At 73.2% G+C, this 15,400-nt stretch carries 13 protein-coding genes; 8 read left to right on the plus strand and 5 right to left on the minus strand.

Annotation, left to right across the window (positions count from 1 at the left end):
* The first annotated feature begins 32 nt into the window (after window positions 1-32).
* Window positions 33-575 carry an acyl-CoA dehydrogenase family protein gene (locus HUT12_RS05580; protein ID WP_217705957.1) on the plus strand — a complete coding sequence of 181 codons (543 nt, stop codon included), beginning with the start codon at window positions 33-35 and terminating at the stop codon, window positions 573-575.
* Window positions 576-635: 60 nt separating this feature from the next.
* Here the strand turns inward: HUT12_RS05580 and HUT12_RS05585 are convergent, their stop codons facing one another.
* Window positions 636-1,286, minus strand: a complete 651-nt coding sequence (locus HUT12_RS05585; protein ID WP_176092701.1) for a hypothetical protein — start codon at window positions 1,284-1,286, stop codon at window positions 636-638.
* Between the two features lie 23 nt (window positions 1,287-1,309).
* On the opposite strand from HUT12_RS05585, the gene HUT12_RS05590 reads away from it, so the two are divergent.
* A complete protein-coding gene (locus HUT12_RS05590) occupies window positions 1,310-1,834 on the plus strand; it encodes an acyl-CoA thioesterase (protein WP_176092702.1) in 525 nt (174 codons plus the stop codon).
* Window positions 1,835-2,011: 177 nt separating this feature from the next.
* A complete protein-coding gene (locus HUT12_RS05595; protein ID WP_176092703.1) occupies window positions 2,012-3,982 on the plus strand; it encodes an acetoacetate--CoA ligase in 1,971 nt (656 codons plus the stop codon).
* 418 nt (window positions 3,983-4,400) lie between these two features.
* Here the strand turns inward: HUT12_RS05595 and HUT12_RS05600 are convergent, their stop codons facing one another.
* On the minus strand, window positions 4,401-5,090 hold the full coding sequence (locus tag HUT12_RS05600; protein ID WP_176092704.1) for a TIGR03089 family protein: 690 nt from the start codon (window positions 5,088-5,090) through the stop codon (window positions 4,401-4,403).
* A 151-nt stretch (window positions 5,091-5,241) separates the two neighbouring features.
* Between HUT12_RS05600 and HUT12_RS05605 the strand changes: the two genes are divergently transcribed.
* Together HUT12_RS05605 and HUT12_RS05610 are read left to right on the plus strand one after the other, a co-directional pair.
* Window positions 5,242-6,387: a glycosyltransferase family 1 protein gene (locus HUT12_RS05605; protein WP_131055950.1), complete on the plus strand. Its 1,146-nt coding sequence runs from the start codon at window positions 5,242-5,244 to the stop codon at window positions 6,385-6,387.
* 48 nt (window positions 6,388-6,435) lie between these two features.
* On the plus strand, window positions 6,436-7,527 hold the full coding sequence (locus HUT12_RS05610; RefSeq protein ID WP_131055952.1) for a mannose-1-phosphate guanylyltransferase: 1,092 nt from the start codon (window positions 6,436-6,438) through the stop codon (window positions 7,525-7,527).
* Here HUT12_RS05610 and HUT12_RS05615 read toward each other — a convergent pair.
* A complete protein-coding gene (locus tag HUT12_RS05615) occupies window positions 7,496-8,110 on the minus strand; it encodes an NUDIX hydrolase (protein WP_176092705.1) in 615 nt (204 codons plus the stop codon). The two genes, HUT12_RS05610 and HUT12_RS05615, sit on opposite strands and share 32 nt — an antisense overlap.
* A gap of 325 nt (window positions 8,111-8,435) precedes the next feature.
* Between HUT12_RS05615 and HUT12_RS05620 the strand changes: the two genes are divergently transcribed.
* Window positions 8,436-9,425, plus strand: a complete 990-nt coding sequence (locus HUT12_RS05620; protein ID WP_176092706.1) for a helix-turn-helix transcriptional regulator — start codon at window positions 8,436-8,438, stop codon at window positions 9,423-9,425.
* Between the two features lie 52 nt (window positions 9,426-9,477).
* Here the strand turns inward: HUT12_RS05620 and HUT12_RS05625 are convergent, their stop codons facing one another.
* Together HUT12_RS05625 and cofD are read right to left on the minus strand one after the other, a co-directional pair.
* Window positions 9,478-10,566: a coenzyme F420-0:L-glutamate ligase gene (locus HUT12_RS05625; RefSeq protein WP_176092707.1), complete on the minus strand. Its 1,089-nt coding sequence runs from the start codon at window positions 10,564-10,566 to the stop codon at window positions 9,478-9,480.
* Window positions 10,563-11,531, minus strand: coding sequence for a 2-phospho-L-lactate transferase (gene cofD / locus HUT12_RS05630; RefSeq protein ID WP_176092708.1), 969 nt, complete (start codon window positions 11,529-11,531; stop codon window positions 10,563-10,565). Before cofD ends, HUT12_RS05625 begins: the two co-directional genes overlap by 4 nt.
* 98 nt (window positions 11,532-11,629) lie before the next feature.
* Here cofD and HUT12_RS05635 point away from each other — a divergent pair, with 98 nt between their 5' ends.
* Together HUT12_RS05635 and HUT12_RS05640 are read left to right on the plus strand one after the other, a co-directional pair.
* The gene (locus HUT12_RS05635; protein ID WP_176092709.1) at window positions 11,630-12,649 is read left to right on the plus strand and encodes a hypothetical protein; all 1,020 of its coding nucleotides are present in this window, start codon (window positions 11,630-11,632) and stop codon (window positions 12,647-12,649) included.
* 83 nt (window positions 12,650-12,732) lie between these two features.
* Window positions 12,733-15,267, plus strand: coding sequence for a bifunctional FO biosynthesis protein CofGH (locus HUT12_RS05640; protein WP_176092710.1), 2,535 nt, complete (start codon window positions 12,733-12,735; stop codon window positions 15,265-15,267).
* Window positions 15,268-15,400 lie beyond the last annotated feature (133 nt).

Consider the following 15,400-nt stretch of genomic DNA (forward strand, 5'->3'; position numbering starts at 1 on the left):
CGGGGGTCAGTTTCGGTGCTCCGGAGAAGAAGTTGGGCATCAAGGGCTCGCCGACCCGCGAGGTCTACCTGGACAACGTCCGGATCCCGGCCGACCGGATCATCGGCGCCGAGGGCACCGGGTTCGGCACCGCGATGAAGACCCTGGACCACACCCGGGTCACCATCGCCGCGCAGGCGCTCGGCATCGCGCAGGGTGCGCTGGACTACGCCAAGGGGTACGTGGCCGAGCGTAAGCAGTTCGGCAAGGCGATCGCCGAGTTCCAGGGTGTGCAGTTCATGCTCGCCGACATGGGCATGAAGCTGGAGGCGGCGCGGCAGCTCACGTACGCGGCGGCCGGCAAGTCGGAGCGGGGTGACGCCGACCTGACGTACTTCGGTGCGGCGGCGAAGTGCTTCGCCTCGGACGCCGCGATGGAGATCACCACCGACGCGGTGCAGTTGCTCGGCGGCTACGGCTACACCCGGGACTACCCGGTCGAGCGGATGATGCGGGACGCCAAGATCACGCAGATCTACGAGGGCACCAACCAGGTGCAGCGCATCGTGATGGCCCGCCAGCTGCTCAAGGACTGACGACGGAGGGCTCCGCCCGGTGGCACACGACCACCGGGCGGAGCCCTCCTCTCCGTTCGATCAGTTGCGCGCGTCGTCCTGTCGCGGCAGGCCGCCGGGCGGTGCCGACCAGGGCGACGTCCCACTGGTACGCCGGGGCAGCGGCTCGGTCGGCGTGTCGTCCGGGTCCGGGTAGCCGAGGCTCAGCGGCTCGGTGTCCCGTTCCGCCGACTGCGGCGGCGGCCACTCGGTCACCGGCAGGTCCTGGGTCGTCGCCTCGGCCGGCGGCGGCACCACCGGTGCGGGCCTCGGCCAGCGCCGCCACCGCTGCCCGCTGAACGTCGCCATCAGCAGCAGCAGGCCGATCAGGAACAGGGTGCCGTTCTGCACCGGCAGCCGCAGCGGCAGCGGGTCGCCGAGGAACTCCCAGTCGGCCGGGATGCGCTCGCGGACCCGGAAGGGCGCGACGAACAGCCCGACGTACGGGGTGATCAGCAGCAGCCCGGCCACCAGCGGGCCGAGCGGTGAGATGCGCAGTGTGCCGAGCAGGCCCAACACGATGCCGCCGACGGCGAGATAGACGGCCGGTTCGATCAGGTTGGCCGTGTTCGAGGTGCCGATCTCCACCCACCGGTCGACTGTGCCGGCCGACCCGTCCTGCCCCAGGGTGACCAGCACCCAGGTGACCGGTGCCACCACCAGCCCGGCGAGGAAGCTCCACAGATGTCGCATCCGCGCACCGTACCGTTTCCGCCATGACCGAGCACCCCTCCGCCGCGCCACCGGGCAAGCCGACGTCGTACTCCCGCGTGACCCTCAGCCGAATCATGACGGCGGTGGACGTGAACCTCTACGGCACCGTGCACGGCGGGGTGCTGATGAAGTTCGTGGACGACGTCGCCGGTGCCGCCGCGGCCCGGCACAGCGGGGGTACGGCGGTCACCGCCGCGATCGACGAGATCGTCTTCTCCGAGCCGGTCCGGGTCGGTGACCTGATCCACGCGTACGCCCAGATCAACTGGACCGGGTCGACGTCGATGGAGGTCGGCGTACGGGTGATGGCCGAGCGCTGGGACTCGGCCGAGGCGGAGCCGGTGCGGGTGGCCACCGCGTACCTCGTCTTCGTCGGCGTGGAGGTGGGCGGCGCGCCACGGGCGGTGCGGCCGGTGCTGCCGGAGACGGCGGAGGACAGCCGTCGCTGGCGTGAGGCGGAGATCCGCCGGGCGCACCGGCTCGCCCGCCGCCGCGCCATCCAGCACGCGCGGCGCGAGTCCGGCTGAGCGGTTGTCGTGGCCTGCTGCGTTAGCAGGGGACCCTGGTACTACCGCAGGCGTTAACAAGGTGCCCTTCCTTACATCCGGGCGCACCGGTGACGGCAACGGATGCGCGACGGTAGGGCAGGATGACGCCACGGCCCACCGCACAGCGTCGTGCCGGGCCAGGGGAGGAGTGGACCAGTGACGGACGTGCTGTGGACGCCGCCGGCGGACGTGCTCCAGCGCTCACGCATCGGGACGTACCTGCGGTGGCTCGCCGAGAACCGGGGGCTCGATTTCGCCGACTACGACGCGCTGTGGCGGTGGTCGGTCACCGACCTGGACGCCTTCTGGCGCTCGATCTGGGACCACTTCGAGGTCGTCGCGCACACCCCGCCGACCGCCACCCTGGGCGCCCGCGACATGCCGGGGGCCCGGTGGTTCCCCGACGCCACGCTCAACTACGCCGAGAACGTGCTGCGCATGCCCGGCCGCGCCGACGACGACCCGGTGGTGATCGCGCACTCGCAGACCCGTGCCCCGGTCACCCTGACCGCCGCCGAACTGCGCGACCAGGTCCGCCGGGTGGCCGCCGGGCTGCGCCGGCTCGGCGTGGGCACCGGCGACCGGGTGGCCGCGTACGCACCGAACATCCCCGAGACGTACGTGCTGCTGCTGGCGACGGCCAGCCTCGGGGCGATCTTCTCCTCGTGCGCGCCGGAGTTCGGCACCCGCAGTGTCACCGACCGCTGGCAGCAGATCGAGCCGACCGTACTGGTCGCGGTGGACGGCTACCGCTACGGCGACAAGCCGGTGGACCGGCGTACCGAGGTGGCCGCGATCCGCGCCGCACTGCCGTCGCTGCGGCACACGGTGAGCATCGCCTACCTCGACCCGGCGGCCCCGGCCCCGGCCGGCGCGCTCTCCTGGGCCGAGCTGGCGGCGGAGACCGACGAACCGGCGACGTTCACCCCGGTCCCGTTCGACCATCCGCTGTACGTGCTCTACTCCTCGGGCACCACCGGGTTGCCCAAGCCGATCGTGCACGGGCACGGCGGCATCCTGCTGGAACACCTCAAGATGCTCGCCCTGCACCACGACCTCGGTCCCGCCGACCGGTTCTTCTGGTTCACCACCACCGGCTGGATGATGTGGAACTTCCTGGTCTCCGGCCCGGCGGTGGGCACGACGATCGTGCTGTTCGACGGCAACCCGGGCCACCCGGACCTGGGCGGGCTGTGGCGGCTCGCCGAGGAGACCGGCACCACCTACTTCGGCACCTCGGCGCCGTACCTGCTGGCCTGTCGCAAGGCGGGCCTGGCCCCGCGTGAGATCGCCGACCTGTCCGCGCTGCGCGGGCTGGGTTCGACCGGTGCGCCGCTGCCCGCCGAGGGCTTCACCTGGGTGTACGAGACGGTCGGCACCGACCTGCAACTCCAGTCGCTGTCCGGTGGCACCGACGTGTGCACCGGCTTCGTCGGCGGCGTGCCGCTGCTGCCGGTGCACGCCGGTGAGATCACCTGCCGGGCGCTCGGCGCCAGGGTGGAGGCCCGCTCGGCCGACGGCACCCCGGTCATCGGCGAACTGGGCGAACTGGTCATCACCGCGCCGATGCCGAGCATGCCGGTGGGCTTCTGGAACGACCCCGACGGGACCCGCTACCGGGAGGCGTACTTCGACGTCTACCCCGGAGTCTGGCGGCACGGCGACTGGATCACCATCAACGCGCGCGGTGGTTGCGTGATCACCGGTCGATCCGACGCCACCCTGAACCGGGGCGGCGTACGCCTGGGCACCGCCGAGTTCTACTCCGTGGTGGAGGGGCTGGACGAGGTCGTCGACTCGGTGGTCGTACACCTGGAGGACGACGAGGGCGGCGCCGGTGAGCTGCTGCTCTTCGTGGTCCTCGCCGACGGCCTCACCCTCGACGACGATCTGCGCGCGACGATCTGCCGCGAGCTGCGCACCGCCCTCTCACCCCGGCACGTCCCCGACGAGATCCACCAGGTGCGCGCGGTGCCCCGGACCCTGTCGGCGAAGAAGCTGGAGGTACCGGTCAAGAAGATCCTCACCGGTACCCCGGTCGACCAGGCCGCCGCCAAGGGCGCCCTGGCCAACCCCGACTCCCTGACCGCCTTCGCCACCCTCGCCCAATCCCGCCCCACCCCCTAACCACCCCACCCCACCCCAGCCGCCGCCCTCCCCGCCCTCCCCGCCGCCCCGCCCTCCCCGCCGCCCCGCCCCGCCCCGCCGCCCGCCCCTCCCCGCCGCGTTGATCAAGAGGTTTGCGTCCAAAATCCCGCCCGTCCCCGATGCAAACCTCTTGATCAACGCGCCCCCCACACCTGCCGCGCGCCGCTCGCCCCGCCTCGCCCTGACTGCCCCATCGATCATGGACTTGGGGTGAGGGCGAAAGGGGTGAATGTGGGCGGAACGTCAGCCACAGCTCCATGATCGACGGAGGAGGGGAAGACGTGCGGAGTGCCGGGACGGTCTCCGGCGCGGCGCGGCACGGCGCGGCACGGTGGGCGGGGGCAGGGCGGCGGGGGCGGGTGCGGGGCGGGGAAGGCGGGGAGCGGGGGGAAGGGGCTCAGGGGAGGGTTCGGGTGGCTTTTTCGGTGGTGGCTCGGGTGGGTAGTCGGGTGTGGTCGGGGTGGGCGCAGAGGACGGTCGACGCGCGGGCGGTGAGCGGGGCGAGCAGCCAGTCGACCGGGTCGGGCAGGGCGTCCACGTCGATCAGGACCCGCTCGCCCGGGGAGATGCCCAACTCGGTCGCGCGGGCGGTCGCCCGCTCACGCAGCGTGACGTGGCCCGGTCCGCCGGGCGGGTACGCGCCGAAGTGGTCGCCGTGGGCGCGTACCTCGGTCACGTAGTCGGCGAAGCCGGACGGCACCTCCCGCAGCGGCAGCGCGAACGGGTGCAGGGCGAGCGCGTACCGGTCGGCGGCCGACCAGGCGTCCGCCTCGGCGGCCCGGTCGGCGGTGGCGAACAGGACGTCCACGGCACCCGGTCGATCGGCCACGGTCAGGCCGGCCGACCAGCAGCCGAGCAGCACGGCGGCGGTCTGCCAGTGTGGTGGCAGCAGCACCGCCGCAGTGTCACCGGGCCCGAGCGACAGTTCGTCGACGAGCAGGTTGGCGGTCTTGGCCACCCAGTTCGTCAACGTGGCGCCGGAGAGTTCGGTGCGTTCACCGGTCGCGTCGTCGTACCAGGTGAGCAGCGGTCGGGTCGGGTCGGTCGCGATCGCGTCGGGCAGGACGCGGGCAATGTTGTCGGCCATCGGCGCGAACGATACGCCGCCGCCGCGCGTACTCGATGACAGTCACAAGTCGGCGAACCGTCGGGTCGGAGTCAGCGTCCGTACTCGGCACCGGCGTAGGCTTGCCCGAAGTGTTGTTCCCCACAGTCCCGCCACCACAAGGAGTCGCCCCGTGACCGCCGGTCGCCCGCCCCGCGTGCTCATCGACGCCACGAGTGTCCCCGCCGACCGCGGGGGCGTCGGTAGATACGTCGACGGTCTGCTCGGCGCCCTCGGCAAGGTGTGCGGGTCGGCGGTGGAACTGGTCGTGGTCAGTCTCCGCACCGACCTGGACCGCTATCGCCGGATGCTGCCCGGAGCCGAGATCGTCCCCGCTCCCGCCGCCGTCGCGCACCGTCCCGCCCGGCTCGCCTGGGAGCAGACCGGCCTGCCCCTGCTCGCGCAGCAGGTCGGTGCCGAGGTGCTGCACTCGCCCTTCTACACCTGCCCGTTGCGGGCCGGCTGCCCGGTCACGGTGACCCTGCACGACGCGACCTTCTTCACCGAGCCGGAGCACTACGACAAGTCCCGCCGGACGTTCTTCCGCAGCGCGATCAAGACCTCGCTGCGCCGCGCCAACCGGGTGATCGTGCCGAGCAAGGCCACCCGGGACGAGCTGATCCGGCTGCTGGACGCCGATCCGACCCGGATCGACGTGGCCTACCACGGTGTCGACCAGGACGCCTTCCACGCCCCCGGCGACGAGGAGAAGGCCCGGGTACGCGCCCGGCTGGGCCTGGGCGGCAGCAGCTACGTGGCCTTCCACGGCGCGAAGGAGCCGCGTAAGAACGTGCCGAACCTGATCCGTGGGTGGGCCCGGGCGGTCACCGACCGGGAGGACCCGCCGGCCCTGGTGATCGCCGGTGGTCAGGGGCACGACGACGACATCGACCGGGCCGCCGCCGAGGTGCCGTCGCACCTGCGGCTGCTGCGCCCCGGTTATCTGCGGTACGCCGACCTGCCCGGCTTCCTCGGCGGTGCCCTGGTGGCCGCGTATCCGTCCTACGGGGAGGGTTTCGGTCTGCCGGTGCTGGAGGCGATGGCGTGCGCCGCACCGGTGCTCACCACGCCCCGGCTCTCCCTGCCCGAGGTGGGCGGTGAGGCGGTGGCGTATACCAGTGAGGACCCGGACCAGATCGCCACCGACCTGGTCGCGCTGCTCGACGACGAGCCGCGTCGGTTGTCGCTGGCCAAGGCCGGACTCGACCGGGCCAAGGAGTTCACCTGGGAGTCGAGCGCCGAGGTGCACATCGCCGCCTGGTCACGAGTACGCGCCTGACGGTGGCAACCCGGCACCCGGAGCGGGCGGTTCGGGCATGATGTCCTGGTGATCTATGTCGTCATTCCGGCGGGTGGCAGTGGCACAAGGTTGTGGCCGTTGTCCCGCTCCGGCCATCCCAAGTTCCTCCACCCGTTCACCGGCACCCCGGCCTCGTTGCTCCAGGCGACGGTGGAGCGGGCGGCGCCGCTGACCACTCCGGAGCGGACCATGGTGGTCACCGGAGCCGCGCACGCGGCGGCGGTGGCCCGCCAGTTGACCGGGCTCCCCGAGGAGAACATCCTCATCGAACCGTCGCCGCGGGACTCCTGCGCGGCCATCGCGCTGGCCGCGGCGGTGATCGCGGTGCGGGACCCGGACGCGGTGATGGGGTCGTTCGCGGCGGACCACCTCATCGGTCAGCCCGAGCGGTGGGTGGAGACGGTCGAGGCAGCGGTCCGGGGCGCGGACCAGGGTCTGCTGATGACCGTCGGGATCACCCCGACCCGGGCGGAGACCGGCTACGGGTACCTCCAGACCGGTGATCCGGTGGGTGACGGTCCGATGCGTCCGGTCGTCGAGTTCAAGGAGAAGCCGAACGCCGAGGTCGCCGAGGCGTACGTCCGGTCCGGTCGGTATCTGTGGAACGCCGGCATGTTCGTCTGGCGGGTGTCGGCGTTCCTCGCCGAGCTGGCCCGCCAGCAGCCCGCCCTGCACACCGGCGTGACCGCGATCGCGGCGGTGTGGGGCACCCCCGAGCAGGACGACGTGCTCGGCGCGGTCTGGCCGACGCTGCCGAAGATCTCGGTCGACTACGCGGTGATGGAGGGCGCGGCGAGCGCCGGTCGGGTCGCCACGGTGCCGGGCGACTTCCGCTGGAACGACGTGGGCGACTTCCACACCCTCGGTGAGGTGTTGCCGACCGACGACGCCGGCAACGTGGTGATCGGTGGCGACGTCAAGGCCGAGGTGCTGTTGCGCGACAGCAGCGGGTGTGTGGTGGTGCCGCAGTCCGGGCGGATGGTGGCCGGCGTCGGCGTGCGCGACCTGATCGTGGTCGACACGCCGGACGCGTTGCTGGTCTGCCCGCGCGATCGCGCCCAGGACGTCAAGGCGATCGTGGACGAACTCAAGGCGCGAGGTGAGGACCGGCTCGTCTGAACGCGGCCAGTCCGGGTGGCATGAGCCGTGCGGTCCCGCCGGCCAGCGGTTGCGGCAGTTGGTCCGGCGGGAACCAGCCGAGCGCCTCGGACTCCGCGCTGACCGTCTCGACCGCGCCGGGCGGGGCGATGACGGCGAAGCGTACGTCGTGGTGCAGGGAACCGCCCTGGCAGCCGACCTCGTGCACGTCCACGTCGATCGGCACCGGGTCCACCCGCAGGCCGGTGATGCCGGACTCCTCGGTCGCCTCGCGGAGCGCGGCCCCGGCCAGTGTCCGGTCGCCCGACTCGCAGTGCCCGCCGAGCTGCACCCAGCGGTGGAACTTGCGGTGCAGGCAGAGCAGCACGCGGGTGCCGGTCGAGTCGAACAGCAGGGCGCTGGCGGTGACGTGTCCGGCCCGGTGCTCGCGGCTCATCGCGACCGGTCCGGCGGTCAGCAGGTCGAGGGTGCGGTCCCGGGCGGTCGCGGCGTCCGGGCTGGTCGGCGTCCATCCGGTGAGGACCGCCGACGCGTCGGTGTGCAGTGCGGCCCAACCGTGCTCCGGGGCCTGCGGGTGCTCCTCGGTCGCGTGAGGCGTCGACACGGCCCCTCCTTCCGTCCCGCACAGCGTACGGGCGGGTGGGAGGGGAGTTGCGGGGCGGGACGGTGCACGACCGGGCGGCACCCCTGCGGAAGCGTGAGCCGCAGACCCTCGTGCGGTGCCACCCGGTCGAGCCGTCCTGCGGCCCCCGGACTCCGCAGTGGCGGCACGCGATGCGTGCTGTCCCTGCGGCACGCAGAGCATGGCGGACCCGGGCGGCGCGAGTCGAGGTCTTTTAGCCCACGCTTAACAGACCAAGGCGATGTGTCCCAGGTAAAGTGCCTAGCGTCGCCGGGCGTCCCTCGGTCGGGTGACGGGGAGCCGTTCCATGCTGAAGATCCACTTCTCCGGCGAGGACATCCTCCGGACCAGAGTCGCTCCGGCTGCGGACCCGATCTGGGAAGTGGTGCTGAGCCTGCACCTGCTGCCCGGACGCAGCCGGGACCCACTGCTCGCCGGTTGGCGACGTGAGGTCATGCGCGGCCTGCGCCGGCAGGATGACGCCGACGGGCTGCGGCTGCTGCTGGCGTTGAACCCGCCGCGTGGCTACTTCCCGGACTTCCTCACCCCGCACGAGAGCGTGGGCGGGTTCGAGGCCGGGATGGAGGCGCTGCGGCGTACCCCTGCCACCCTGCTGCACCGCGACCTGAGCCGGCTGGCCAGCGGTCGGAGCCTGCCCACCGGGGCCGACGCCGTGGCCCGGGGCGAGCCGCGGGCGCTGGAAGACCTGACCGATGCCATGAGCCGGTACCGCGACCTGGCGCTCGGTCCCTACTGGGAGCGGGTGCAGGCGGCGGTGGACGCCGACCGGAACCGGCGGGCGCGGGCCATGCTCGACGGCGGGATCGAGGGTCTGCTGACCTCCCTGCGGCCCGGTGTGCGCTGGGAGTCCGGCGTGCTGCACATCCCCGACTATCCGAACAGCCGTGAACTGCACCTGCTGGGGCGGGGGCTGCTGCTGGTGCCGTCGTTCTTCTGCGCGAAGACACCGGTGGCGCTGGTCGACCCGGAGCTGCCGCCGGTGCTGGTCTATCCGGTGGACCGGCTGGGTGGACTCGTCGTCGACGGGGCCGACGGCGCCGGCACCGGCCGTACGGCGCTGGCGGCGCTGCTCGGCCGGACCCGGGCGGCGGTCCTGGCCGCCACCGACGGCGGGTGCAGCACGGGCGAGCTGGCCCGCCGGTTGCGGATCTCGGCGGCGGCGGCCAGCCAGCACACCACCGTGCTGCGCAACGCCGGCCTGCTGGTGAGCCACCGCGACCGCAACACCGTCCTGCACACCCCCACCCCGCTGGGCCGCGCCCTGCTCAACCCCTGATCGACCGGCACCGGCGGTCGGCTCTCGACCGGGCGGGCCCGATGGCGGGTCCTCAGAGGGCCAGGGAGGCGGCGGCGGTGGTGGCCGGCGGTGGGGGGAGGAGTTGGGAGGGGACGTGGTGGGCCGCGAGGGCGGTCCGCAGCTTCTGCACGTCGGTGCCGAACCGGACCAGCTGCACCGGGCCGACCGGGGTGGGCGGGGAGCACAGCACCAGTCCGGTGGCGCGGCCCGGCCAGCCGGGCACGGTGTTGACCAGTCCGGCGCGTACGTCGTCGTCGACGACCTGGGTGAACACGGTGCCGGGGGCGACGACGTCGATGACCGAGGCGATCGCCGCGGCGACCACCGCCGGATCGGGGCGGGACTCGCCGGGGCGGTCCGGCAGGTGTGCGGCGTCGGCCAGCCCGGCCGCCCGGGCCTCGGCGGTGCCGAGCGAGAAGAGGTCCATCGAGGCGTCCCGCACCAGCACCCGGGCGCCGTCGCCGTCGTCGTCCTGCCCCGCGGTGAGGTAGCCCCGGACCACCGCGACCGGCATCTGGTCGCACTTGCCCTTGATCAGTTCGCCCGCGCCGGCCAACTCGTCGACCACGGCCATCTGGGTCAGCACCAGCTCGTTGCCGTACGGGTCGACCTCGCCCCGGTGGTCCCGGATCGCGTCCATCCCGGCCACGCCGAGGGCCACGTCGGTGAGCCCGTTGCGCCACGGCCGACCCATGGTGTCGCTGATGATCACGGCGACGTTCACGCCGCTGTGGGCCCGCAGGCCGGCGCGGAGTGCGCGGGCCGAGGCGTCCGGGTCCTCCGGGAGCAGCACCAGCCGGGTCTTGTCGACGTTCGAGGCGTCGATGCCGGCCGCCGCCATCACGAAGCCGTGCCGGGTCTGCACGATCCGGGTCGGGCCGCGTGACGCCACCACCCGGACCGTCTCCGAGGCCAGCACCTCGTCGCGGGCGGCCTGCCGGTCCGGGCCGTCGGCGGGTACGTCCACCAGCCGCCCCTCCGCCTTCGAGACGATCTTGCTGGTCACCACCAGCACGTCGCCGTCGCGCAGCCAGGGTGCCGCGCCTCCGATCAGTGCCGCCAGGTCGTCGCCCTCGGTCACGTGGCCGATGCCCGGCACCGGCAGGATCTCCAGTCTCACGTCAACTCCACCGCGGCGCGGACCATCGCCGCCGTCGCCGCCTCGTCGGTCATCCGTAGCGGCACCGCGCGTACCGTCACGTCCGGCACCACCGTGTCCGCATCCTCCTCGGCGACCAGCCATCCGTCGAGCAGGCCGCCGTAGGCCCGGCTCCCGTACAGCCCGCCGACCCCGGCGGCGGTGCACGGCACACCGACCACCGAGAGGCACCGGTCCGCCATGCCGCGTACCGGCGCGCCACCGATGATCGGCGACACCCCGACCACCGGGGCCGGACCGCCGGTCAGCGCCGCCCGCACGCCCGGTACGGCGAGGATCGGCGCGATGCTGACCACCGGGTTGCTCGGTGCCACCAGCACCACGTCGGCGTCGGCGATCGCCTCCGTCACGCCGGGCGCCGGCTTCGCGGCCTCCGCACCGACGAAGACGAACCGGTGCGTCGGCACCTGGGCGCGGTACCGGATCCACCACTCCTGGAAGTGGATCGCCCGCTGCCCGTCGGTGCCGTCGCCGGCCTCGTCGGGCGGGGTCACCACGACGTGCGTCTCCAGGCGGTCGTCGGTCGCCGGCAGCAGGCGTACGCCGGGCTGCCAGCGGGTCGCCAACGCGTCGGTCACCTGGTGCAGCGGGTACCCGGCGTCGAGCATGGTGGTGCGTACCAGATGGGTGGCCAGGTCCTTGTCGCCGAGCCCGAACCAGCTCGGCTCGGCACCGTACGCGGCCAACTCGGTCTTGACCGTCCAGCTCTCGCCGGTACGACCCCAGCCGCGCTCGGGGTCCGCCCCGCCGCCGAGGGTGTACATGACGCTGTCCAGGTCCGGGCAGACCCGGAGCCCGTGCAGGCGAAGATCGTCGCCGACGTTGACCACGGCGGTCACCTCGGCACCCACCTCACGGGCGTACGCACGCACCCCGAGCAGGAACCGGGCACCCCCGATTCCGCCGGTCAGAACCACGACACGCATCAGCCCATCCTCGCCTACGTGACGCCTCCGTCGGCCAGTCGTCCGGGGAGACTAGGCTCACGTCGGCACCTGTCCGCTTTCGCCCCCAGGGAGAGTCCGTGACCAGCCCCGTGGAGCAACCGCCCACCGAACCGACCCCGGCCCGTCAGGTGACCGGGCCGCTTCGGGAACTCGTCGCCCTCGTGCTCCTGGGCGCGAACGCCGTCTTCCTCTTCGTCGCGCTGATCCGGTTGGTCACCCCGCAGGGTGCCTACAGCACGGTGACCGGCCGGGCGGGCAGCGCGTTCTTCGCCTTCGTCGGGCTGGAGGCGATCGTCCTGCCGCTGCTGGCGGTGCTGCTCGCAACCCACCTCGCCCCGGTGGTCGGCAAGGCGAAGCTGATCACGCAGGTGGCCCTGGTCGAGTACGCGGTCAGCGTCGTGCTCGGCGGCCTGACGCTGCTGATCTGGACGGTCGGCCGGCTGGCCGAGGCACAGATCTTCGACGCCCTGACCGGCGTCCTCGTCCGGGCGGCCTGGGTGGCGTTGTTCGGTGCGGCGGCGTACGTGGTCTGGACCGTCTGGCGGCGGCTCTACCACGTGCCCAAGCCCAAGCAGGAGCCCGGACTGTACGGCAGCCCGCAGCAGGGCTGGGCCCCGCAGGGCAACCCGGGGCAGCCCGGTGGCTACCCGGGTGGGTGGCAGCAGCAGCCCGGTCCGGGTGGCGGTTGGTCCGGTGGCGAGCAGTCCGGCGGATACCCCGGCCAGGTCGGCTACCCGGGCGCGGGTCAGCCCGGCGGTTACCCCGGCCAGCCGGGGGGTTACCCCGGTTCTCAGCCGGGCGGATTCCCCGGTGGTCAGCCGGGCGGGGACCAGCCGCAGCCGGGTTGGCCGGTGGCGGGCCAGGCGCCTGGCGGGCCGCCGTCCGCCCCGCACACCTGGCCGCCGCACGGCCAGCCGGTCGTGCCGCCGCAGCCGCCGGCGCCGACCTCTCCGGCGGCACCGCCCTTCGGGCAGCCCCCGTCGGCCGACCCGACCCAGACCATCCCCCGGCAGAGCACCGAGCCGGGCCAGGCGACGCCGCCTCCGGGTGAGGGCGACCGCACCCAGCGGATCGACCCGGGCGACAAGTCGGCCTGACCGGCGTGACACCCGGCCGGGCGGCCGGGTGCGGTTGCCCACGTGGGGGGTGTGCCGCCGGTGCCAGCGCCTAGGCTGGGCGGATGGTTGATCGCAGCGAGCCTGGGCCTGCGGAGGCGGCCGTCCGCCGGGCCCTGCGTCGGGCCGCCGCCGGCCGGGCGCTCGACGTCGACGAGGCGTCCGCACTGCTGAGTGCGCGCGGCACCGCCCTCACCGAACTGCTCGACGTCGCCGGCGCGATCCGCGACGCCGGCCTGCGGGACGCCGGGCGGCCGGGTGTGGTCACGTACTCGAAGAAGGTCTTCGTGCCGTTGACCCGGCTCTGCCGGGACCGCTGCCACTACTGCACCTTCGCCACGGTGCCGCACCGGCTGCCGGCGGCGTTCCTCGACCGCGACGAGGTGCTCGCCATCGCCCGCGCCGGTGCGGCCCAGGGCTGCAAGGAGGCGCTGTTCACCCTCGGCGACCGGCCGGAGGAGCGCTGGCCGGCGGCCCGGCAGTGGCTGGACGAGCGGGGTTACGAATCCACGCTGGACTACGTGCGGGCCTGCGCGGTGGCGGTGCTGGAGGAGACCGGCCTGCTGCCGCACCTGAATCCGGGCGTGCTCTCCTGGTCGGAGTTGCAACGGCTCAAGCCGGTCGCGCCCAGCATGGGGATGATGCTGGAGACCACCGCGACGCGGCTCTGGTCGGAGCCGGGCGGCCCGCACTACGGCTCGCCCGACAAGGAACCGGCGGTCCGGTTGCGGGTGCTCGACGACGCCGGTCGGGTCGGCGTCCCCTTCACCACCGGCATCCTGATCGGCATCGGCGAGACGCCCGCCGAACGGGTGGACGCGATCTTCGCCATCCGGCGGGCGCACCGGGAGTACGGCCACCTCCAGGAGGTGATCGTGCAGAACTTCCGCGCCAAGCCGGACACCGCGATGCGCGGCATGCCGGACGCGGAACTGCACGACCTGGCGGCCACCGTCGCGGTGGCCCGGCTGTTGCTCGGCCCGAAGGCCCGCATCCAGGCGCCGCCGAACCTCATCGCCGGCGAGTACGACCTGTTGCTGCGGGCCGGCATCGACGACTGGGGCGGCGTCTCGCCGGTGACCCCGGACCACGTCAACCCGGAACGCCCGTGGCCGCAGCTCGACGAGTTGGCGGCGCGTACCGCCGCCGCCGGGTTCACGCTGCGCGAGCGGCTGACCGTCTACCCGGAGTACGTCCGGGCCGGTGAGCCGTGGCTGGATCCGCGCCTGCTGCCGCACGTCACCGCGTTGGCCGAGCCGGCGACCGGGCTCGCCGTGGAGTCGGCCCGGCCGGTCGGCCGTCCCTGGCAGGAGCCGGACGAGACCTTCGGCGGGCGGACCGACCTGCACGTCGACATCGACCGCACGGGACGGACCGAGGACCGGCGGGGCGACTTCGACCACGTCTACGGGGACTGGTCGGAGGTGGCGGCCAAGGTCGCCGTACCGCCCGCCGGTCCGGCCGGTCGGTCGGTCGCCGCCGGTGCCGGTGACGCCGACCTGCGGGCGGGGCTGCGGCTGGCCGCCGACAACCCTGCGGCGCTCCTCGAACCCCGGCACGCCGACGCCGCGATGGCGCTGTTCGGCGCGGACGGCCCGGCCCTGGACGAACTCTGCCGCCGCGCCGACGACCTGCGCCGGGACACGGTCGGCGACGACGTCACGTACGTCGTCAACCGCAACATCAACTTCAGCAACGTCTGCTACGTGGGTTGCCGGTTCTGTGCCTTCGCGCAGCGGGAGCGGGACGCCGACGCGTACCGCCTGTCGGTGGAGCAGGTCGCCGACCGGGCGCAGGAGGCCTGGGACGCCGGTGCCGGCGAGGTCTGCATCCAGGGCGGTATCGACCCGAAGTTGCCGGTCACCGTCTATGCCGACCTGGTCCGCGCGATCAAGGCGCGGGTGCCCCGGATGCACGTGCACGCCTTCTCCCCGATGGAGATCGCCACCGCCGCCGCGAAGGCCGGGGTGTCGGTGAAGGAGTGGCTGACCGGGTTGCGCGAGGCGGGCCTGGACACCATCCCCGGGACGGCGGCGGAGATCCTCGACGACGAGGTGCGCTGGGTGCTGACCAAGGGCAAACTGCCGACCGCCGCCTGGGTCGAGGTGGTCAGCACCGCCCACGAGCTGGGCCTCCGGTCCAGCTCCACGATGATGTACGGCCACGTGGACCATCCCGGGCAGTGGCTGGCGCACTTCCGGGTGCTGGCCGGTGTGCAGGACCGCACCGGCGGGTTCACCGAGTTCGTGGCGCTGCCCTTCGTGCACACCAACGCCCCGATCTACCTGGCCGGCATCGCCCGGCCGGGGCCGACCTGGCGGGAGAACCGGGTGGTGCACGCGATGGCCCGGGTGCTCCTGCACGGTCGGATCGACAACATCCAGTGCTCCTGGGTGAAGCTGGGCGACGAGGGCACGGTCGAGATGCTCCGCAGCGGCTGCAACGACCTGGGCGGCACGTTGATGGAGGAGACCATCTCGCGGATGGCCGGTTCGGGCAACGGTTCCGCGCGGACCGAGGAGCAGCTACGGGCGATCGCGACGGCGGCCGGTCGTCCGGCGCGTAGGCGTACGACTTCGTACGGTCACCTCAGCGCCTAGCGTCGAACCTTCGCGCGTCCCCGGCCGTACCTGTCGATGCCGGCGGCGGGATCGGCGAGGACCGCCGCCGGCACCCGAGATTCGGGGGCCTTCGCGGTCCGTGCGGCGACCCCCGTCCGTCCTTGCGGGCGCC

Origin of the sequence: Verrucosispora sp. NA02020 (genome assembly GCF_013364215.1) — a bacterium.
Lineage (GTDB): Bacteria > Actinomycetota > Actinomycetes > Mycobacteriales > Micromonosporaceae > Micromonospora.

Bases quoted from the DNA above. Each gene is read 5' to 3' on its own strand.
- HUT12_RS05585 (WP_176092701.1), bottom strand. From the start codon at position 1,286: ATGCGACATCTGTGGAGCTTCCTCGCCGGGCTGGTGGTGGCACCGGTC.
- HUT12_RS05590 (WP_176092702.1), top strand. From the start codon at position 1,310: ATGACCGAGCACCCCTCCGCCGCGCCACCGGGCAAGCCGACGTCGTAC.
- HUT12_RS05600 (WP_176092704.1), bottom strand. From the start codon at position 5,090: ATGGCCGACAACATTGCCCGCGTCCTGCCCGACGCGATCGCGACCGAC.
- HUT12_RS05620 (WP_176092706.1), top strand. From the start codon at position 8,436: ATGCTGAAGATCCACTTCTCCGGCGAGGACATCCTCCGGACCAGAGTC.
- cofD (WP_176092708.1), bottom strand. From the start codon at position 11,531: ATGCGTGTCGTGGTTCTGACCGGCGGAATCGGGGGTGCCCGGTTCCTG.
- HUT12_RS05640 (WP_176092710.1), top strand. From the start codon at position 12,733: ATGGTTGATCGCAGCGAGCCTGGGCCTGCGGAGGCGGCCGTCCGCCGG.